14 protein-coding genes are annotated in these 20,225 nt (G+C 65.9%); 4 read left to right on the top strand and 10 right to left on the bottom strand.

The window, feature by feature from the left end:
• Positions 1-7: 7 nt before the first annotated feature.
• The 5 genes from F0U63_RS40235 to F0U63_RS40215 all read right to left on the bottom strand — a co-directional run bounded on the left by F0U63_RS40235 (position 8) and on the right by F0U63_RS40215 (position 7,735).
• On the bottom strand, positions 8-3,853 hold the full coding sequence (locus F0U63_RS40235; RefSeq protein WP_395838790.1) for a HEAT repeat domain-containing protein: 3,846 nt from the start codon (positions 3,851-3,853) through the stop codon (positions 8-10).
• A gap of 660 nt (positions 3,854-4,513) precedes the next feature.
• Positions 4,514-4,702, bottom strand: coding sequence for a hypothetical protein (locus F0U63_RS40230; protein WP_395838788.1), 189 nt, complete (start codon positions 4,700-4,702; stop codon positions 4,514-4,516).
• Complete coding sequence (locus F0U63_RS40225; RefSeq protein ID WP_395838786.1) at positions 4,699-4,857, bottom strand: hypothetical protein; 159 nt, start codon at positions 4,855-4,857, stop codon at positions 4,699-4,701. Before F0U63_RS40225 ends, F0U63_RS40230 begins: the two co-directional genes overlap by 4 nt.
• Before the next feature lie 68 nt (positions 4,858-4,925).
• Positions 4,926-6,413, bottom strand: coding sequence for an alpha/beta fold hydrolase (locus F0U63_RS40220; RefSeq protein ID WP_395838784.1), 1,488 nt, complete (start codon positions 6,411-6,413; stop codon positions 4,926-4,928).
• A 32-nt stretch (positions 6,414-6,445) separates the two neighbouring features.
• Positions 6,446-7,735 (bottom strand): O-acetylhomoserine aminocarboxypropyltransferase/cysteine synthase family protein, encoded by a 1,290-nt coding sequence (locus F0U63_RS40215; RefSeq protein ID WP_395838782.1) that lies wholly within the window; start codon positions 7,733-7,735, stop codon positions 6,446-6,448.
• Positions 7,736-8,125: 390 nt separating this feature from the next.
• On the opposite strand from F0U63_RS40215, the gene F0U63_RS40210 reads away from it, so the two are divergent.
• On the top strand, positions 8,126-9,694 hold the full coding sequence (locus F0U63_RS40210; protein ID WP_395838780.1) for a sugar transferase: 1,569 nt from the start codon (positions 8,126-8,128) through the stop codon (positions 9,692-9,694).
• Here the strand turns inward: F0U63_RS40210 and deoD are convergent.
• Positions 9,688-10,404, bottom strand: a complete 717-nt coding sequence (gene deoD, locus F0U63_RS40205) for a purine-nucleoside phosphorylase (RefSeq protein ID WP_395838778.1) — start codon at positions 10,402-10,404, stop codon at positions 9,688-9,690. The two genes, F0U63_RS40210 and deoD, sit on opposite strands and share 7 nt — an antisense overlap.
• A gap of 189 nt (positions 10,405-10,593) precedes the next feature.
• Here deoD and F0U63_RS40200 point away from each other — a divergent pair, with 189 nt between their 5' ends.
• Positions 10,594-13,326 (top strand): ATP-binding protein, encoded by a 2,733-nt coding sequence (locus tag F0U63_RS40200; RefSeq protein WP_395838776.1) that lies wholly within the window; start codon positions 10,594-10,596, stop codon positions 13,324-13,326.
• Between the two features lies 1 nt (position 13,327).
• On the opposite strand, the gene F0U63_RS40195 is transcribed toward F0U63_RS40200, so the two are convergent.
• Positions 13,328-15,157 carry a bifunctional metallophosphatase/5'-nucleotidase gene (locus tag F0U63_RS40195; protein ID WP_395838774.1) on the bottom strand — a complete coding sequence of 610 codons (1,830 nt, stop codon included), beginning with the start codon at positions 15,155-15,157 and terminating at the stop codon, positions 13,328-13,330.
• A gap of 178 nt (positions 15,158-15,335) precedes the next feature.
• On the opposite strand from F0U63_RS40195, the gene F0U63_RS40190 reads away from it, so the two are divergent.
• Complete coding sequence (locus F0U63_RS40190) at positions 15,336-16,421, top strand: pectin acetylesterase-family hydrolase (RefSeq protein WP_395838772.1); 1,086 nt, start codon at positions 15,336-15,338, stop codon at positions 16,419-16,421.
• A 54-nt stretch (positions 16,422-16,475) separates the two neighbouring features.
• Here the strand turns inward: F0U63_RS40190 and pruA are convergent, their stop codons facing one another.
• From pruA to F0U63_RS40175, 3 genes are all read right to left on the bottom strand, one after another.
• A complete protein-coding gene (gene pruA, locus F0U63_RS40185; protein WP_395838770.1) occupies positions 16,476-18,113 on the bottom strand; it encodes an L-glutamate gamma-semialdehyde dehydrogenase in 1,638 nt (545 codons plus the stop codon).
• Positions 18,114-18,191: 78 nt separating this feature from the next.
• Positions 18,192-18,575: a response regulator gene (locus F0U63_RS40180; RefSeq protein WP_395838768.1), complete on the bottom strand. Its 384-nt coding sequence runs from the start codon at positions 18,573-18,575 to the stop codon at positions 18,192-18,194.
• Between the two features lie 121 nt (positions 18,576-18,696).
• Entirely contained in the window at positions 18,697-19,395 is a 699-nt protein-coding gene (locus tag F0U63_RS40175) for a serine protease (protein ID WP_395838766.1), read from the bottom strand.
• 142 nt (positions 19,396-19,537) lie between these two features.
• Here F0U63_RS40175 and F0U63_RS40170 point away from each other — a divergent pair, with 142 nt between their 5' ends.
• Complete coding sequence (locus F0U63_RS40170) at positions 19,538-20,209, top strand: hypothetical protein (RefSeq protein WP_395838764.1); 672 nt, start codon at positions 19,538-19,540, stop codon at positions 20,207-20,209.
• The last annotated feature ends 16 nt before the right edge of the window (positions 20,210-20,225 follow it).

Below are 20,225 nucleotides of genomic sequence, written 5' to 3'. Positions count from 1 at the left end.
AATATTACTAGTCATGATGCATGGAATGCGTGCTAACGCGCCCATAATGAATCGATAGTCGATATAAGGCTTCGTATGCGGCCTCAGATGTTCTTTTCTCGAATGTAATGTTGTAATTTTTTTTGTTGAGATTTTTCTTCCAATATTCCACTAGGGGTCCACGGAGTTCTGGTCCCAACTCTTCTCCTCCCACTTTTTCCAGGGCGATTGCTGCTACATCGCGAACATTTGGGGCTACGTCACTGAGGAGGGAGCAGAGCTTGGGGAGAAGGTCACGAAAGGAGGCTGAAAAACCGGAGCTAATAATTGCCTGAATAGCAGCTTCCCTCATATTCTTGTTAGGAGACTCCAATAGCCTTGGGAGAGTAGCGCGTACCTCTGGGGCTGCTGCTGCGAGACGTTTCATTGCATTGAGCGCTGCTCCCCGAACATATTTTGGAGCCTCAACGAAAAGCCGTAAGAGAGTCGAAAGAGAGTCTTGGGATAGTGCTGCAGAACCGAGATCAGAAAGAGCATTGACTGCAGAAAAACAGACATTAGGGTCGGAGTCTTGCAGCAAAAGCGCAAGCGCATGGGAAGATTCGTTAGAAAGCGCAGCAGGTCCAAGACAGCCAAGAGCATTGGCGCTTGCTTGCCTCACTCTTGAATCTGCGTCGCGGAGTAGCGCGCCAAGAATTTTAGTACACTCGGGAGATAGCTCTTTAGGGTCAATATCTCCTATGTTCTTGGCTACCAATGCTCGAACGCGTGGATCAGGATCAGAATAACGCATCAGGGGGATTGATGCCAATGGAACCACGTCCCTCCTGATAACTACTGATGGCACATCTTCAGTCTCAGTTTCATCTCCAGATAGTTCGAAATCCCACGAGTACCAATCAGCAACGTCTCCCCAGATTTGGTGGTGTGGACTTGTTGTTTGATTCTGTTTTGACGGAATCAGGATGTGCCAAAAATAATGGTGGTGGGAATGAATCCACTCGCGCATCAGTAGATGGGAGTGGCGTTTCACTGCGTTCTTTCTCTTCAAGTCAGGCTTGTGGCTTGATTGAAGCTGTTTGCCATTGATGACTAGCTCAGATTCTTCGTCTAGGCCGGGCGTCCAGTAATCTAGATGTCGAGTAGTGTTGTTCGACAGAAATTCATTGGTAACACGAAGAGCTGCTTGTTTTGTTGTTACTTCAGGATCGTTGGAAAGGAGGGTGGTTGCAGTGATGATTTCTGTTTTTTCTAATTCGGTGGCGTACTTCTTGAAATTAAGTAGCGTCTTGACGGCGAACCATCTGACTGATGGGCTTGAGTCTTGAAGGGCAAGAACAAGAACAGAAACAGTTTTTTTGGGCAGCCGTCGGTAGGGTGTGCCAACAAGCGATCGAATTGCTTCTTCCCTGACTCTAGGATTGGAATCACGAGTCAAGTTTATTAGCATGTCTTGGGTGACAAGATCGCTTCTCACGCGTATCGAGCTTGTCAATGTTCTCACCTCTCCGCTTTCGTTGAGCAGAAGAAGAGCCCTGAGTACATCTAAAGAGGGAGCAGATGAGAAAATACGTTCAAGTGTATTGGCGAGTACTTCGCGTACATTGGAATTTGAGCTTGAACATCTCTCGATCAGTGAGGTCCGAATGTAGGCTCCTTCAGAAGTAGGAAGCGCGTAGATGAGAACCTCAATAATCTGATTCCTCTGCTTGTTGTGAGGAGTGTCGAACAGAGCACTCAACAATCGGTCAATGATTTCCCGCCGGAGGGTCTCATCCATGCCAAGTTTTCCCGTGTCACAAGTACATCGGGCAGCGAAGAGCAAGTCTCGCCGAAGCGTTTCCTCCATCCAACTCCCAGCATCCATTATTGAGCGAATTAGGCTTGATGTGAGTTTTCGGGCCCTACGACCAAGCCGTTGGTTGCTCGTTAAATGTGCTACTTCTAGTAATAGAACCTCACGCCACCACGGATCATGTAGATGAGCGAGGGAATATTCAATATAGTTGTCTTGATCAGCGATGGCACGGGCTGCCAAGTATTCCTGAAAGGTCAAATGTGCAAAAGCGAAGACTCCGGGCTCTCGTTCGACCAATAGTCCTGCGCGCTCTTCGATTAGTTCCAAGAAGCTCTCGGCGCGACGCATTGACTGACGCTCTTGGTAGCCATTTTCCTGGAAATAAGAAGCAATGACTTCTATCAGTTCTGAACGATCTGCCTCTAGGCCTTGCTCGCCGCGCTTGTGGAACCATAAGGCTGCAGACTCAAGCACCATTCGCTTTTCGTCCCGATCCAGTTCACCAATTTGAGCCAGATCCCGAGCTGATTCGCCTCCTTTGGTTTGATCCCAATACCCAAGCATCATTTCGATGCATTCCTGGTAAAGTTCAGCGCGCCTCTGAGGGAGCCCAACTCCGCGCTGATGCACCATTGCGAGAACCGAGAGTAACAATGGGTTTGGAGCCAATGTGCGTACACGCACATCGGAATGAATGGCCATTAACAAGTCTTCAGCTTGCCGACGAGCTTCAGTTCGAGCTTCTTCATTGTCGGTCAAGCGGTCTACTGTAACGGCTTCGTACCAACTCTGGGCAAAAGCCTCCATCTCTTCATCATCAAAATCGCGAATAGTGCAATCTATATAGAATGGTGACAGGCGCTGCTTTGGCTCGCCCTCGTACCCTCTTGGGCGAGAGGTAAGAACAAATCGATTGGAACGGTAGTGTTGTGTGATCGTAACTATTTCCTCTGCGATGCGTGCGCGCTTGAACGGGTCTGCAACCTCGTCCATGCCATCGAGCAAAATAATACATCGACCACTTTCCAAGGCCCGATCAAAAAATCCATTTGGGAGCATCAAATGAGGTGCGGTGTTGTGGAAATGATCTTGAAGGAATTTGGGCAGTAACTTGGGGCCGAGGTCACCCAACTCTTTGCGTGCCACGAGGTTGTCTAGGAATCGATTGAAGTCGCGTAGCGCCACAAAAATTGGCATGCGCGATTCATTGAGTGCGAGTCGGTCGCTAACATGCGTATGCGAGCGACTGAAGGTGAGTGCCAGGTATTTGAGCAGTGTTGTCTTTCCAGCCCCAGGAGCGCCTAAGATTATTAGGTGATTGTGTGCGCGTAGAGCCTCTCCGGGTGAGAGTGCGACAGAAACCTCTTCTATTGTGCTTCTGAGGATAGGTACAACTCTGGAGCCAATCTGGGAAGAGTGACGCTCGGCGGGATTGTCATCAAGAGAAGGTGAGTGTCGCAATTCGGAGGAGTGCTGGCGCCGACGCTCGACAGCCGTAAGTGTCACGAAGACTCGTTCTAGATCTACGGCAAGCGGCTTATCCGAGGCCACCGAATAAAGAGTTAGTTTTCCGTGTTTGTCGATGACGTGCCGACGGTAATTATGCTCAGCTTCTGTGTCGTCCTCTTCAAATAATGACCAGAGAATGTTTGAGTTGTCAGCGGTGAACTTACGGCTTTTGTCGAAGATGATTTTGTATGGGGCGTTTTGTACCTCCGGATGTGTTCGGAGGTATTTTTTAAAATCGACCCAATAGGCCGTTTGGGAGTTTGGATCGAATATGAAGATAATGACTGGGTTTATGAGGCGTGCCCAGTAGTTAATATGGTTGGAATCGCCATAGTAGTCAAATCTGTCGGTCTTTTCGTTGCGGATGTATGATCGACCAGCCTTGCTCTGAACCTTGATGATTTTGCCGGTGGCGTGCCCGCCTTCATCGAACAGCTCAATTTCACCATCAATGCCGACGTCCCGTGTTGACGTGACGCGCCAGACATGCTTCATCCGGCGCACCTGCGTCGAAAGGTAATCAATCCCTTCCTGCTCCATCAGGTCTTCTTCACGAATCCGAGTCATCGAGCTGGTTCCTCACTGGACTGACACTGTAGTACCCCGGCAAGGGGCAGTCCAACGGTCATGACAGCGGCGCGAATGGAGCAGGGAGCGAGTCTTGATAAACGGCAGAACGTAGGATCAATGAGGCCGTAGGGGCTTCAGCCGAGGGGGGGGGCGGGGGCTGACGGGTTGCATGTGCGCTGTGATCTAGTCCGGTGGATAAGCCGCTTAGCCCTCTTGGGGCACACGTCTACCCAGGCCGTCCTTAAAGTCGGGGCGCGGCAGAGAGTCTGGGCCTGTAGGTAACTGCTGCTTGGGCTCCACTCACTCCAGCGCCAGCACGCCACGCGCTCCGTAGCGACACCTTTGTTCCATGTTCTGCCTGTCATTTGTATGCAGGTGCGTGTTGTCGTGAAGTGAGAAGCCCTTCATGAAGGCGCACAGAGGCTGCTGGCTGCGCGGGGGTCTGACGTCCCATTCCGTCCAGCGCCGACGCTGCGCGGCGACTGCTCTTGCTTGGCTTGCTGTTCGTCCTCGGGCACTTTGCACGGGCAGGGCTCCTCTTCTCTCCAACAGTCGGGCCCCCAGGGCTACAGCAATCTTGCGTTGGATCTCTTCCAACACACTTCTACGTGAGAAAGGGGGCGTCACCGGCTGGAAGCCGCTCGCCCGTCACGAGCGCTACCGTGCCCCCTCGCGCGGGGAGGCCCGCGCCACCTCCAGCACCTCGGCGAGCAGACCCGCAGCGGTGACGGCACCTCCCGCTCCCGCGCCCTGCACCCGCAGGGGCCACTCCGCGTGCCGCTCGGTGGTGAATGCCACGAACGTCTCCGAGCCCCACAGTCGCGCCGCCGGGTGCTCCCGCGTCACGACGCGTGGCCCCACCCGCAGCGCCGGCCGTTCTCCTCTCTTGGGGGATTCGGTGTGCGCAGATAGCGCAGCATCCGGCCCTCGGAGCGCACGTCTTCCAGTCGCGCGGCGAAAGTCTTATCCAGCGACTCCATCGAGGACAGGAAGCGGCCCACGTCCTCCTTGTGCGAGCAGTTCCTGGGGCACGGGGGGGTTCCACCTCGATGTCCTCCTGGGGCACCCTCTATCCCAGCTCCCGGGGGCGGATGAGGGCCTTGCGCGCCACCTCCAGCCCAGACAGTTCCTCTCGCGGGTGTTGCTCGGTGTAGCCCTGCTCCCGGACGAGGCCCACGGCCTTCGACAAGGACACCCCCTGCGTGAGCTGATCACTCATCGAGGGCAATGCCCTGAGGCTCGGCCCCTCCCCGGAGGCGACCGCTGCCCCGGTCCTTCCTCCCGGCGGCAGGGCGAGCGCGCGCCGCAACAGCGTGTCGAGCGGCTCCCACTCGATGAGGAAGCCGTCGTGGCCGTAGGGGCTGGAGAGCGCGGCGTATTCCGCGTGACGGCCCAGGTCGCGCAGGCTCCGGGCCAGCCCGTCCATGTGCTTCGCGGGGAAGAGCTGGTCCTCCTCGATGCCCACGCACAGCGCGCTCGCCTGGATGCGCGGCACGCCCCACTCTCCCCGGGCGTTGGGCTCGGGAGCCCGCGAGAGATCGTGGTGATCCATGGCGCCCAGGAGCGCCAGGTAGGACCGGGCATCGAAGCGCGCCCGGAGCTTGGTGCCCTGGTGTTCCAGGTAGCTCTGGATGGGGTAGTGCCCCCGCGAGGACCAGTCCGGGGCCTGGGTCTCTCCGGGCCGGGGCCGGCCTCGTCCGTGGTGCGCGTCCATGCCCGGTTCCGCGCGGTAGGTGAGGGTGGCGAGCTGGCGCGCCAGCTCCAGTCCCCGCTCGGGGTTGTTGGGATACCCGGGGTCCGCCAGCAGCGTCTGCCGCGCCACGTGGTTCCACCCCACCACCCACGCGCTCGCCTCGCTCGCGGCGGCGATGGGTGCCATGCGCTCGAAGCGCTCGGGCGCCAACACCGCGAGGCACAGGACGATCATCCCCCCGAGCGAGCCGCCCGTGACGAGCGACACGCGCTCGATGCCCAGCGCGTCCAGGGCCTGGAGGATGGCGCGCGCCTGATCCCACGGGGTGATCGTCGCCGGGAGGTGCGTCTCGTCGAGCCGCGGGTCTCCCTTGAGCAGCGGTGCGGGGGGCCCGAAGCGCGCGTCCTCCCCGCGCCGGGGAAAGCCCTCGTCCGCCGGGCCCGAGCTGCCATAGCAGGAGCCCAGGTTGTTGAAGCACAGCAGCCGCACCCGCTCTGGATCCAACGCGCGGCCCGGTCCGATGACGGGCTCCCACCAGCCGCCCGGTCCTCCGGCGCGCATGTCCCCGGTGAACGCGTGGACGAGCAGCACCGTGGGCACGGACGGGTCGGGGGCCACGCGCTCCGGGTGCAGGAGTGAGTCGGTCCGCTCGTCCAGCTCGGCCCGGGTGCGGCGCACGACCTTGAGGGCGTTGGCCCGCACCGACTCCTCGGAGAGCAGGTGCGCGCGGGATTGGAGCCAGGGGAGATCCCCGGCGGGTCCCCACCACCAGCCCCGCGCGATGTGGGCGCGGATCCGGGCGCCGGCCTCGAGGGGCAGGTCGGGCAGGGGAATGTCGAAGACGCGGGAGGTGGGAGTGGACATGGAGGGTCTCCTGGAAGAAGCGAGGGAGGGGCTCAGGCCGCCGAGAGCGCCTGCTCCAGGTCCGCGGTGATGTCGTCGATGTGCTCCAGACCCACCGACAGCCGGACGAGTCCGTCCGTCACGCCGGTGCTCAGGCGCTCCTCGGGGGTGAGCTGCTGGTGGGTGGTGCTCGCCGGGTGGATGATGAGCGAGCGCGTGTCACCGATGTTGGCCAGCAGGCTCCACAGCTTCACGCCGTCGATGAGCCGCTGTCCCGCGTCCACGCCGCCGCGCACCCCGAACGTCACCAGGCCGCCCGAGCCGTTGCGCAGGTACTTCCGGGCGAGCGGGAAGGAGGGATCCTCCTCCAGGCCGGGGTAGCGCACCCACTCCACCTTCGGGTGCTGGCGCAGCCAGCGGGCCACGGCCAGGGCGTTCTGCGAGTGGCGCTCCACGCGCAGCTTGAGCGTCTCCAGGCCCAGGATGAAGGCGTGCGCGTTGAAGGGGCTGAGCGCGGGGCCGAGGTCTCTCAGGCCCTCGATGCGCGCCTTGGCGATGAACGCCGCCGGGCCGAGCGCCTCGTGCAGCCGCAGGCCGTGGTAGCTGGGGTTGGGCTCGGTGAACTCGGGGAAGCGGCCGTTGTTCCAGGGAAAGTTGCCGCCGTCGACGATGACGCCTCCAATGGAGGTGCCATGGCCGCCGATGTACTTCGTCGCGCTGTGCACCACGATGTTGGCTCCGTGGCGCAGCGGGTTGAAGAGCGCCGGGGACAGGGCCGTGTTGTCCACGATGAGGGGGATGCCCGCCTCCTTCGCCAGCGCGCCCAGCGCCTCGAAGTCCGGGATGTCCAGGCGCGGGTTGCCGATGGCCTCGATGTAGAGCGCCTTCGTCTTGGGCCCGATGGCCGCGCGCACCGTCTCCAGCTTGTTCACGTCCGCGAAGCGCGCCTGGATGCCCAGCCGCGCCAGCGTCACCTTGAAGAGGTTGTACGTGCCGCCGTAGAGGCTGGTGGCGGTGACGAACTCATCGCCGGCCTTGAGCAGGGTGAGCAACGCGAGCGTCTCGGCGGCCTGGCCCGACGCCACCGCGAGTGCTCCCACGCCGCCCTCGAGCGCGGCGATGCGCTTCTCGAAGACGTCCGTGGTGGGGTTGGTGATGCGCGTGTAGATGTTGCCTGGCTCCTTGAGCGCGAAGAGATCCGCCGCGTGCTGGGCGTTGCGGAAGCGGTAGCTCGCCGTCTGGTAGATGGGCACCGCGCGCGAGCCGGTGGTGGGCTCGGGCTCGTAGCCGGCGTGCAGGGACAAGGTCTCGAAGTGCTGCGAGGGGGGTGGCTTCGTGCTCATGGGGTGCTCCTCGGGTGGGGTGACACCACGGGGACACCGGAAGCCCTGAAACGACCGAGCCCACCGGCCCCTCGTGGGGGATGGTGGGCTCCGCGCGCTCTGCCACTGGTCGACGGACGTCGGTCAACCGGTGGCGGGCGGGCGCCCACCACTCGGCATCAACATTCGACGGCTGTTGCGAACCACGGAGTTCATGACGGGCGGCAAGATGCGCCCCGTCCGCCATCTTGTCAAGACATCCGCCGTAGCGGATAAGTGACGAACTCGAAAGCAGGCGAGCGGACGTGCCGGGCGCGTGCTTCAGGAGGACGTCTTCCATTCATCACCTGGAGCAGGGCACCGGAGGGGGGCCCCGTGGACTAATAGGAAAAGCAAGGAGAAGATGCGGGGGTGACCCCCTCGGTTCCTCCCCCCGCTCCAGGCAAGTTCACCGCGTCGGGCCGTTTCGCGGCGGTCAACGCGGCGGTCAAGTCGCTCTGGCTGGTGCCGCCCCGGGTGATGTTGCAGCGCCGCGCCTCGCGCACGCTGCTGATGCACGCGCTGCGGGCCTCCGCCCGGGTGCTGTTGTTGCTGGCCGCGGACGCGACGGCCTTCGTGCTGGCGCGCGCCGCGCTGAACACGTTCAAGACGAGCCACCGCTTCGAGCCGCTCGACGCGGCCACGCGCTGGGCGTTGCCTCCGCTGGGGTCCGCGGGCGGCTGGCAGATGGGGGCCGCGCTCGTGGTGGGGCTGCTGGTGGTGGGGGCCTACCACTCGGGGGATGACTGGCGTTCGCCGCGGAAGATCGTCAGTGGGGTGTTGCTCGCCGTGGGCCTGGTGCTCTGGCGAGACCTGTGGCTGCGCGGCATCGCCCCCGTGGTGGTGCACTACCTCACGGCGGTGGCCGGCCTGGGAGTCGCCCTGGTGGGGACGCGCCAGGGCCTGGCCTGGCTCATCGCCCGGCTCATCCGCATTCCCTTCTTCAGCTCGCCCGCCGAGCGCGTGCTGCTGGTGGGAGACCCGGAGGCGCCGGAGAGCCGCCGGGTGCGCGAGCGCCTGGAGCACTTCGGCGTGCTGGACATGATGGGCTGGGTGTCCATCCAGAAGAACGTGCGGGTCTCCGGCGAGGACAAGCTGCTCGGCTCGTTGGATGACCTGTGGAGCGTGCTGCAGAACAACTCCGCGGACACCGTGGTGCTCTGCGGCATGCTCGGGGACGCGCAGCTCAGGCAGTTGCTCGAGGCGGTGGACTCCGCGGGCGTGCGGCTGCTCGCCGTGTCCCGGTATGACCGGCTCGGCGGCTGGGTGCGCCCCTCGCCCATCTCCTACCGCGCCATGCCCTTCATGGAGCTGACGCTGCCGTCGCTGCGCGCGCAGCAGCTGTGGGTGAAGCGGTGCGTGGACGTGGTGGGCGCGGGGCTGGGGCTGCTGGCCATCTCGCCGCTGCTCGCGCTGATCGCCGCCGCCATCAAGCTCGACTCGCGCGGGCCCGTCTTCTTCGCCCAGGAGCGCGTGGGGCGCGGCGGCCGTACCTTCCGCATGATGAAGTTCCGCACCATGCGGGTGGGCGCGGACGCGGAGAAGGCGAAGCTGGCGCACCTGAACACCAGCGGGGACGCGCGCCTGTTCAAGATTCCCAATGATCCGCGCGTCACGCGCGTGGGGGCCATCCTGCGCAAGTGGAGCCTGGACGAGCTGCCCCAGCTCTTCAACGTGCTGCGCGGGGAGATGTCCATCGTGGGGCCCCGGCCCTTCTTCGAGTCGGACCTGGCCACCTACCGCGACCACCACTTCGGCCGGCTGGGGGCCCGTCCGGGCATCACCGGCCTGTGGCAGGTCAGCGGCCGCAGCTCCATCACCGACTTCGAGGAGGTGGTGCGGCTGGACTGCGAGTACATCCACCGCTGGTCGCTCTGGCTGGACATTGAAATCCTCCTGCGCACGTTGCCAGCGGTGCTGCGGCGCACGGGCGCCTACTGAGCGGCGGCCACGTCCAGGGCCAGTTCGATCATCTCGTCGAACGTGGTCTGGCGGTCGGCGGCGCTGAGGGACTCGTGGGTGAGGATGTGGTCGGACACCGTGAGCAGGCCGAGGGCGCGGGCGCCGAACTCGGCCGCGACGCCGTAGAGGCCGGCCACCTCCATCTCCACCGCGAGCATGCCCATGCGGGCATACAGGGCGTTCTTCGCCACCTCGCCCTCGGGGGCGTAGAAGAGATCCGAGGTGAACACGCTGCCCACTCGCACGGGCCGCCCGCGCTTCTCGGCGGCCTCCACCGCCTGGCGGGCGAGCATGAAGTCCGCCACGGCGGGGAAGTCATGGCCACCCAGGCGCATGCGGTTGACGTTGGAGTCGGTGCCCGCGGCCGTCGCCACGATGATGTCGCGCAGCTTCACGTCCTGGCGCAGGGCGCCGCAGCTGCCCACACGGAGGATGACGCGCACGCCGTACTCGCGGATGAGCTCGGTGGTGTAGATGGAGAGCGAGGGGATGCCCATGCCATGGCCCATCACGGACAGCCGGCGGCCCTGGTGGGTGCCCGTGTAGCCGAACATGTTGCGGACCGAGGTGACCTCGCGCGCGTCCTGGAGGAAGCGCTGGGCGATGTAGCGGGCGCGCAGGGGATCTCCGGGCATGAGGATCACCTCGGCGAAGTCTCCCGGTGCGGCGGAAATGTGAGGAGTAGGCATGGGGCGGCAGCATAGCCCCTCCCCCGGGGACGGGATGAAGTTCCGGAATCCACCGGAACTCGGACCGCGCCCTGACGTTTCCCGGAGACTCACCCCGAACGGGGCTGCCCCGTGGGCCCATGTCATGCCCCGCGATGCGTTGGCGCCGGTCTTGCTCGTGACAATCCTTGCGCGCAGACCATGCGTTCCATGTCCTTCCGTTCGCTCTTTCTGCTGCTGATGGTGACACCAGTGGTGGTGGCGACGGGGCTGTTGGGCTGGTTGTCCTACCGGGCCGCCCGCGAGGTGGTGGATCAGGACGCCATCCGGGCGGTGGAGATCGTCGCCAACGCACGGGAACAATCGCTGAAGTTCCGCCTCTCCCGGCAGCGCGAGCGCGCCCAGGGCTTCCTGAACCTCACGCGCGTGCGGTGTGTTCCCATGTCCGAGCGCGAGCGCACCCGGTGTTTCCGGGACGCGCTCGCCGACTTCGCCTTCACCGAGACGGCACTGGGGGCGCGGCTCCAGCTCTCCCACGGAGAGCCGCTGCGGGTGGGCACCGCAGCGGAGGACCCGGCGCCCCTGGCTCGGCTGCCGCCCGACCAGTGGGTGCGCTTCGAGCCGGGACAGGGCTTCGAGCGCGTGTACGAGCTCATCGTCCACTCCGGAGACGACCTGCTGGGGCTCCGCTTCGGCCTGGGTCCCATCAACGGCATCTTCCTGGAGCGCTATGGGCTGGGGATGTCCGGAGAGACCTTCCTGGTCGACCCCGAGGGCGCCTTCCTCACGACGCCGAAGTACCCCGGGCACGGAGTGGAGAGCCATCCCCTCGACTCGCGGCCCATCGGGCTGTGTCTGGAGGGCCGGGACGGCGAGATGGCGGGGGTGGACTATCGCGGCGTCCAGGTCATCCACGCCTTTCGCTACATCGAGGAGATAGGCGGGGGCTGCATCATGGCCCACATCGAGCAGGCCGAGGCCTTCGCCCCGGCGTACAGGTTGCGCACCCGGGTGGCCCAGGCCTCCGCCGCGCTGGTGTCGCTCACCGTGGGGCTGTCCTTCCTCTTCTCGCGCCGGTTGTCGCGCCCCGTGCGCAACCTCACGCGGACGGCGCGGGCGCTGCAGGCGGGGGACTTCGACGTCGCGGTGCCGGCCGAGGGCCCCGGGGAGTTGAAGACCTTCGCCACCACCTTCGAGCGGATGGCGCGCTCGCTCCAGGCCTCCACCGACGAGCGCAACCAGTTGCTCGTGCGCGAGACGGAGGCCCGCGAGGAGGCCGAGTCCCAGAAGGCGCTGCTGCGGCTCATCATCGAGCAGAGCGGCGAGGGCCTCATCATGGCGGACACGAATGGAATCGTTCGTCTCTTCAACGCCGCCGCCGAGCGTCACCATGGGGCCACCGCGGCGCAGGCGTCCGCGCCATTCGATGCCCGGCCCTACAAGCTCTTCACGGTGGACGGGCGGGCCCTGACGCGCGAGGACGCTCCCTTACAAAGGGCGGTGCGGGGCGAGCTCGTCACCAACGCCCGCTGGCGGGTGCTCCGGCCGGATGGCCAGTGGCGCACGTTGGAGGGAACGGCCTCGCCGCTGCGCCAGCCCGACGGCACCCCCGTGGGCGCGGTCCTCATCGCCCATGACGTCACCGAGCAGCAGCAGGCCGAGGCCGAGCGCGAGCGGTTGGTGCGCGAGCTGAAGGTGGAGCGCACACGCCTGGTGGCGCTCGCGGGCCTGTCGCGCGCCCTGGCCGAGTCCCGGCTGTCGCTGGAGTCCATCCTGGACACCACGTGCCGGCAGCTGGCCGAGCACGTCGGGGACGTCTGCTGCTGGCGGATGGTCTCCGCGGATGGTCGCCTGCTGGAGGCCCGGATGCTCTATGCCCGGGACCCGGAGCTGGAGGCCAGTGCCCGCCACTTCCTGATGCAGCTCCCCCTGCACACCCAGGACGAGGTGCCAGCCCGGGCACTGGCCTCGGGCGAGCCCCTGCTCGTGTCTCCCCGGGCACCCGGTATCCATGACGTATTCCTGGCGGTGCCGCCCAAGGGATCGCTGGAGCTCGAGCGGTGGCGGCCCAACGGTGTCGCCCTGCTACCCTTGCGCGCTCCGGGGCGGACCCTTGGCTTGATGGTGCTCTACCGGTTCGCTCCCAATCCGGCCTACTCCGAGGACGACCTCGTGCTCTTCCGCGAGGTCGTCGATCGCACGGCGCTGGCCATCGAGAACGCCCGGCTCTTCCAGCAGGAGCAACAAGCGGTGCGCATCCGGGACGACCTGGTGGCCGTGGTGTCCCATGACTTGCGCAATCCCATCTCCGCCATCTCCATGTCGGCCAGCGTGATGCTCAAGCGCGAGGGGCTCACCGACTGGCAGGCCAAGGGGCTCAGCCGCATCTACTCGGCGGCGGATCGGGCGCTGCGGATGATCCGGGATCTGCTCGACTCCACCCAGGCGCGCGTGGGGGGCATCCCCGTGTCGCCCAGGCCGCTGGATTTGCACGGGCTCGCGCGGCACGTGGTGGAGGAAGTGCAGCTCGCGCACCCCGAGCGGCACATTCTCTTCCAGGCGAGTGGGGACGCGCACGGCGCGTGGGACGCGGACCGCATGGCCCAGGTCATCACCAACCTGGTGGGCAACGCCGTGCAGCACAGCCCCGCGGACAGCGCGGTGCGCGTGGAGTCGCGGGGTCTGGAGGCGGAGGTCCAATTGAGCGTCCACAACCAGGGCACGCCCATTCCCGCCGAGGAGCTGCCGACCTTGTTCGAGCCCTTCCGGCGGGGGCAGGGGGCGGGGGGCACTCCGGGCAGCGTGGGCCTGGGCCTCTTCATCACCCGGCGGATCGTCGAGGCGCACGGGGGCGTCATCGAGGTGCGCTCCCGAGCGGGGGAGGGGACCGTGTTCCAGGCCCGCTTCCCCCGCGACCGGATGCCCCCACCCTCGGCGGTGTGAGCTACGGCGCCGAGCACTTCACGGGGCCGGCCTTCTCCTGGAAGAAGTAGCGGTAGGGGTCCGGCGCGAGCGTGAAGTTGCAGGTGTTCACGCTGTCCGGATCCAGGCCGGGGTGGTTGCGCACGTAGCTGGCGATGTAGTCGCGCACGCCATCGGCCGAGGTCCACAGCACGCGGCCCTCGCGGTACATGGTGTAGCCGCCGCCGCCGCCCGCCCGGTAGTTGTTGATGGCGACGCGGAAGACGTCCGTGTCGCTCACGTTCTTGCCCTGGAAGCGCAAGTGGGTGAGGCGCGAGCCGGCGGGCCGGGTGAGGTCGTACCCGTACTCGATGCGCGAGTAGAGATCCCAGTTGTAGTCGGCCACGGTGCTGGTCAGGGCGCTCCGGGGCTTGGTGACGTCGGCCTGGGTATTCCAGGGCGCGAAGTAGTTCGCGTTCCACTCCAGGGCGCGGCGCAGGATGGAGCCGTTGATCTCCATCACGTACAGCGTGTTGTCATAGATGTAGATGCTGTAGGCGTCGCGCAGGGTGAGGTCGCCCACGGGCAGCTGGCCCTCGTCGGTGAAGAGGGCCGCGAGCGAGAAGTCCACGGGATGGCCATTGGCCGCGGCCGCCTCCTCCTGCACGGCGTTGATGAGGTCCGCGAGCGCGCTGTCCACGTAGCGCGCCGGGAGGCCCCCGGGAAACGCCGCGCGCGTGGAGCCGATGGGCGTGTTGACGTAGGCGACGGTGGTGTCGTGGTAGCCGCGCACGAGCCGCGTCACCTCCGCGTCCTCGGTCACGCTGGCGTCCACCTTGAGCAGGCGCGAGTCCTTGCCCTCCACCTTCCAGCGCTCGTTCTCGTGGACGAGCGACAGGTCCACCACGCCCAGGTGGCTGCCCCAGCGGTTGGGCTGGATGAGCAGCACGTCCTGGCCGCTCGTGTTGCGCAGCAGCATCTTGGGGATGGGCTGGTGGGTGTGGCCGGTGAGCATCACGTCGATGCCCTCGACCTGCTGGGCGATCTGCACGGCCTCGTTCTCGCCGGGCAGGTTGCCGCGGTCGGTCCACTTCGACGTGTCCGCGTAGTCCACGAGCCAGCTCGCCGGATCGCTCGCGCTGCCGGTGGGCTGCTTGTCCGGGCCGCTGTGGATGGCCACCACCACCACGTCCGCGCCCGCGCGCCGCAGCTCCGGCACGTACTTCCGGGCCGTCTCCAGGGGATCCGCGAAGCGCAGGCCGGGGATGTTCTCCGGGCGCTCCCAGGTGGGCACGCCCGGGGTCACCAGGCCGAGGATGCCGACCTTCACCCCGCATACGTCCTTGAGCAGGTAGGGGGTGAAGGCCTCGCCATCATCCGCGCTCTTGCGCACGTTGGCGCCGAGCACGGGGAAGGACAGCTCGTGCTGGAACCTGCCGAGGGTGTCCAGGCCGTAGTTGAACTCGTGGTTGCCCAGCGCCATGGCGTCATAGCGCAGCGCGTTCATGGCCACGGCCATGGGGTGCGGGGACGTCTTGTCCACCAGGGCGTAGTAGGTGCCCAGGGGCGTGCCCTGGATGGTGTCACCCGTGTCGAGCAGGAGGGTGCACTCCGGGTTCTCCGCGCGGGCTTGCTGCACGAGCGTGGCGACCTTGGCGAGACCGCGCTGCGCGTCCGCCTTGCCGGTGAAGTAGTCCCAGGCGAACACGTTGGTGTGCAGGTCGCTCGTCTGGAGCAGCCGCAGGGTGCGCGGAGTGGGGGGCGAGGGAGGCGAAGGCTCCGGGGTCTCACAGGCGGCGAGTGGAAGGAGGGCGCAGGTGAGGACGCGGAGCAGGGCCGCTTGACGCGTGCGCGTCGCGGAACGTGGAGTCATGGAAGAGCACCTCGAGGCAGGGCCCGGAACACCTCACCGGGCGCGCGCACCCTACTATCTGTCCCTGACCCCGGCCCTGTCCGGTGGACGACCGAGCGCTCGCGCGCCCCTCATTGGAGTGGAGAGGCGCATGCCCTCTTCTTATTGTCCTGCCCCCCCAATCCCTCGAAGGATGGACATGCGCGGTTCGAGCAAGACGAGAAAGCTGTGGGCGGTGCTGGCGGCGGTGGCGGTGTTGGGTGTGGGCTGCCGGGAGGACGAGACACCGGACGACCCACTTCCCGTGGATCCTCCCCCCATCACCCCGACCCATACGTGGAGCTGGGTCGACTTCCCCAACACCCAGTGTGACGAGGGAACCCCCACGGGCCTGGGCGTCAACCTGGCCAACAGCAAGAACGTGGTCATCTTCTTCAACGGCGGCGGGGCCTGCTGGGACGCGCGCACCTGTCTGGAGCAGAACCTCTCCACCCACGGGCCCTTCACCAAGGTCCAGTTCGAGCAGCTCGCCCCGCGCATCTCGACGGGGAGCATCTTCGACCGGGGGTTGGCCAACAACCCGTACAAGGACTGGAACCACTTCTTCATCCCGTACTGCACGGGCGACCTGCACATCGGCAACGCGGACAACGTCTACACGAGCGGCTCCGTCTCCGTGACGATCCACCACAAGGGCCGGCCGAACGCCGAGGCCTTCCTCGCGCGCATCGCCGCCACGGTGCCCGAGCCCGAGCAGGTGGTCGTCACCGGCTCGAGCGCGGGCGGCTTCGGCTCGGTGCTCAACTACGCGCTCGTGCGCTCGCACTTCCCCAAGGCGAAGGTCTTCCTGCTGGACGACTCGGGGCCGATGCTCAGGAGCGATGCGATCAACCCGCTGCTGCGGGCCGCCTGGGCCAACGCGTGGAAGTACGACGCGGTGATGAACGAGATCGATCCCGCGGTGAAGGATGACTTCTCGGCCATCCACCCGGCGCTCCAGCGCAAGTTCCCCGAGGATCGCATGGCGCTCTTGTCCTCGGCGCAGGACCAGGTCATCCGGGGCTACATGGGGTTGGCGCCGGACAAGTTCCAGGCGGCGCTGCTGGATCTCTCCAGCTCGGTGCTGGAGCCTCTTCCCCACACCCGGGCCTTCATCGTCCCGGGCCAGAGCCACACCATGCTGCTCAATCCCGGCAGCTACAGCGCCCAGGGCGTGCCGCTGCTGGAGTGGATCAACCAGATGCACACCGCGGACGACGCCACCTGGAAGACCCTGCGGCCGTGAGCGCTTCCGGGACGCGGCCTCGGGGGGAGGCCGTGTCCCGGACACCCCGCGTTCCTACTGCCCCATGAAGGGGTAGGGGACGCGGGTGGGCGGCACGAAGTTCTCCTTGATGGTGCGCGGAGACGTCCAGCGCACCAGGTTGAGCATGGAGCCGGCCTTGTCGTTGGTGCCCGAGGCGCGCGAGCCGCCAAAGGGCTGCTGTCCCACCACCGCGCCGGTGGGCTTGTCGTTGATGTAGAAGTTGCCCGCGGTGTGGCGCAGCGAGTCCATCATCTGGCGGATGGCCTTGCGATCCCTCGCGAACACGGCGCCCGTGAGCGCGTAGGTGGCGCACTGGTCGCACTCGCGCAGCGCGTCCTCAAGGCGCGCGTCCGGGTAGACGTACACGCCCACCACCGGCGCGAAGATCTCCTCCTGCATGATGCGGTGGCGGGGGTTGGTGAGCTGCACCAGGGTGGGCTTGACGAACCAGCCCTCGTTGCGGTCCACCTCGCCGCCCGCGAGGATCGCCGCCTCGGTGCCGCCGTGCCGGGCCATCTCGATGTACGAGGAGGTCCGCTTGAAGGACTTCTCGTCGATGACCGCGCCCATGAAGTTGCGGAAGTCGCTCACGTCGCCCACGCGCAGCTCGGAGATGAACTCCTGCAGCCGCGACTTGAGCCGGGGCCAGATGGACTCGGGCACGTAGACGCGCGAGGCGGCCGAGCACTTCTGTCCCTGGTACTCGTAGCCGCCGCGCACGATGGCGGTGGCGAGCGCGTCCAGATCATCGGCCGCCGAGGGGTGCGCGAAGATGAAGTCCTTGCCACCCGTCTCGCCCACGAGCCGCGGGTACTGCTTGTAGTGGGAGATGTTCTCGCCGACGAGCCGCCACATGCCCTGGAACGTGGGCGTGGAGCCGGTGAAGTGCACGCCGCCCAGGTGGGGGCTGGCCAGCACGGGGTTGCCGATGGTGGGGCCGTCGCCGGGCAGCATGTTGATGACGCCGTCGGGCAGGCCCGCCTCGCGCAAGACCTCCAGGAGGTACCAGTTGCTCAGCGCCGCCGTGCTCGAGGGCTTGAAGAGCACCACGTTGCCCATGAGTGCCGGCGCCGTGCTCAGGTTGAGCGCGATGGCGGTGAAGTTGAAGGGCGCCACCGCGAAGACGAACCCGTCCAGCGGCCGGTAGTCCGTCTGGTTCCACGTCTGCGCGGAGCTCACCGGCTGCTCGTGCAGGAGCTGCTGGGCGAAGTGGACGTTGTAGCGCAGGAAGTCGATGGCCTCGCACGCCGAGTCGATCTCCGCCTGGTGCGCCGTCTTCGACTGCCCGAGCATGGTGGCGGCGTTGATGAGGGGCCGGTACTTCGTGGCCAGAAGCTCCGCGGCGCGCAGGAAGATGGCCGCGCGCTCCTCGAAGGGCGTGCGCGCCCACTCGTCCTTGACCTCGAGGGCGCACTGGATGGCCTGCTGCGCGTGGGTGGCATCCGCCTCGTGCAGCGTGGCGAGCACGTGCGAGTGCCGGTGGGGCATGCGCACCTTGTCCGTGCGGGTGGAGTGGATGCGCTTGCCGCCGATGAGGATGGGGATGTCGATCTGCTCGGAGGCCATGCGCTTGAGCGCGGCCTCGAGCCCGGCGCGCTCGGGGCTACCGGGAGCGTAGGAGAGGATGGGCTCGTTCTGCGGAGAGGGAACGCGGACGTAGGCGTTGATCACGCGGAGCACCTGGGGTGGAAGAAGGGCGGCGGAGCATAGCCGCTCGGTGGCAATACCCAGGAACTTCCGGGGGCGTCCTCAGCTTCCCGTCTGCGCGGGAATGGCGCGGCGCGGCGGAAGCAGCTCGTGCAACCGGGAAACGAGGATCGCGGGGGGCACCGGCTTGACGAGGTAGGTGTAGCCCTGCTCGCGGACTCCCGCGGGGGGCTCATGTCCGCTGAGGAAAAGGAAGGGCACCTGCTCCAGGGGAGGTTCGGCGCGCACCTGTCGGTACAACTCGAAGCCGTCCATGCCCGCCATGTTCACGTCCGACAGGATGATGTCGGGCGGATGGCTCCTCGCATGGTTCAGGGCGGACGGACCGTCCTCGGCGAGCGCGCAGTCGAAGTCCGGGGCGAGCAGCAACCGCAGCGTCTGCCGCATGGACCACGAGTCGTCCACGATCAGGAGCCTCGGTTTCACGGCGGCCACCTCTCTTTGGAAATGGGGTGCCGCCGGTCTTCTGCATGACCCGCGCACCGCGAGCCCAACCTGTTCAGTTTCGCTCGTTTTCCGTGAAGAGGGAAGAGGATGCGGGTGAATGTCAGTTGGGCCCGGAGTGACCGGCGCCGCCCACTCCCTGTTGGGCGTCGGGCCGGGCCACCTCCGCGACGAGCATGTCCACCAGGGGGGAGAACTCGGCGGTGGGCGCGGCGATGCTGCACGCCGCGCCGCCGTGGACCAGGCCCACCACCCGCAGGTGGCGGTCCACCACGGGGGCGCCCGAGTCCCCGGGTTCACCCCTCAAGCTGGTGAAGAGGGCGCGGGGCACGTCCGGCAGCGACGGGCAGCGTCCGAGCCGCCGCAGCTCGACTTCCTGGGGGGCGATGGCGCGGTCGTTGCGGCCGGCGAAGAGGAGCGCCTCGCCGGGATTGGGGAGCCACGAGGCCACGGCCAGCGGGTGCACCGGGGCCAGGGTGTCGAAGCGCAGGACAGCCAGGTCGCGCTGGGAGTCCACGACCTTCACCTCGCCCCCCAGCACCTTCCCGTCCCGCGTCACCACGGATTGCCGCGCCCCGGGGGCGCCCTTGATGCAGTGCGCCGCGGTGAGCGCATGGCGGCCGTCGGCCACGATGACGCCCGCGCAATGTCCCGGAGAGATCGTCACCGTGGCGTCCTTGAGGGAGCGGATGTCGTCCTGCCAGGCCTCCTGCTGGGGCGCGGGCTCCTCTGGCTTCGTGGGGGAGCAGCCCATCAGACCCATCCCCAGGATCAGTCCCGCCAGTCTCGAGCGCTTCATCATCACGCCTCCCGTCTTCCCGCGGTGCCGCCCCGGCTCCGCTTCCTGGAAGGACGATGTGCATGCCCCGGGCACGGCCCTCGTCGCAGGTTCGCCCAGCGGGCGAGCCACCGGGCCCTGCGTGGAGTGCTAGGGTGGCGGCCCCATGTCTCCTGGCGGTCCCGCGGTGAATGCGCTCGTCGAGCTCTTCCTGGTGCTCGCCGTGCTGGCGATGGCCGTGAAGCTGTTGATGCTCAACGCCTGGCGCGCCTTCCTCTTGGTCTTTCCGGACCGGGTGCGGCTGCTGCCCGACGCGTCCGCGGAGCGGATGGCGCTGCCCCCCGCGCTGGTGGCTCCGGCCGAGCAGCTCCGGGCCCTGGGCTTCCGGCCGCTCGGCGTCCACCTGGAGAAGTCCCCCTTGCGCCGGGGCACGCGCTCCTATGACTTCGTCCACCCGGAGGAGCGCGTCTTCGCCACCCTCCACCTTTCTTCCCAGGAGCACCCCCGGCTCTACCTGCTGACGCCGCTCGCTCCCAGGGGGTTCGTGCTCACGGCCGACTTCAAACGGCCCACGTCCGACGTTGCCGGGGTGTACCGGGCGGTGGGCATGCCGCAATGCCCTCCCGAGTTGCTCCTCCAGGCCCATCGCCTGCGAGTGCGGGACGTCTGTCCAGCGGAAGACTTCACGTGGGAAGGCCGGTTACAGGCGGGGCGCGACTGGTATCAGGGGCCGGGTGCCCAGGAGATCCGGCGACAGAACCTGCCGGGGTTGTTATGGACGCTCGTGGCCCTCGCCATCGTGGTGTCCCTCTTCCTGGGCGGCGAGCGCACGGTCTGATGCAGCCGGGGCGTGC

The organism is Cystobacter fuscus, assembly GCF_044360685.1.
GTDB lineage: Bacteria > Myxococcota > Myxococcia > Myxococcales > Myxococcaceae > Cystobacter > Cystobacter fuscus_C.
The sequence above is the reverse complement of the archived record's forward strand: the minus strand, read 5'-3'. Positions and strand labels throughout refer to the sequence as shown.

Excerpts from the sequence above, each read along its gene's own strand:
- F0U63_RS40235 (WP_395838790.1), bottom strand. The coding sequence starts at position 3,853 with ATGACTCGGATTCGTGAAGAAGACCTGATGGAGCAGGAAGGGATTGAT.
- F0U63_RS40220 (WP_395838784.1), bottom strand. The coding sequence starts at position 6,413 with ATGTCCACTCCCACCTCCCGCGTCTTCGACATTCCCCTGCCCGACCTG.
- F0U63_RS40215 (WP_395838782.1), bottom strand. The coding sequence starts at position 7,735 with ATGAGCACGAAGCCACCCCCCTCGCAGCACTTCGAGACCTTGTCCCTG.
- deoD (WP_395838778.1), bottom strand. The coding sequence starts at position 10,404 with ATGCCTACTCCTCACATTTCCGCCGCACCGGGAGACTTCGCCGAGGTG.
- F0U63_RS40200 (WP_395838776.1), top strand. The coding sequence starts at position 10,594 with ATGTCCTTCCGTTCGCTCTTTCTGCTGCTGATGGTGACACCAGTGGTG.
- F0U63_RS40195 (WP_395838774.1), bottom strand. The coding sequence starts at position 15,157 with ATGACTCCACGTTCCGCGACGCGCACGCGTCAAGCGGCCCTGCTCCGC.
- F0U63_RS40190 (WP_395838772.1), top strand. The coding sequence starts at position 15,336 with ATGCGCGGTTCGAGCAAGACGAGAAAGCTGTGGGCGGTGCTGGCGGCG.
- F0U63_RS40175 (WP_395838766.1), bottom strand. The coding sequence starts at position 19,395 with ATGATGAAGCGCTCGAGACTGGCGGGACTGATCCTGGGGATGGGTCTG.
- F0U63_RS40170 (WP_395838764.1), top strand. The coding sequence starts at position 19,538 with ATGTCTCCTGGCGGTCCCGCGGTGAATGCGCTCGTCGAGCTCTTCCTG.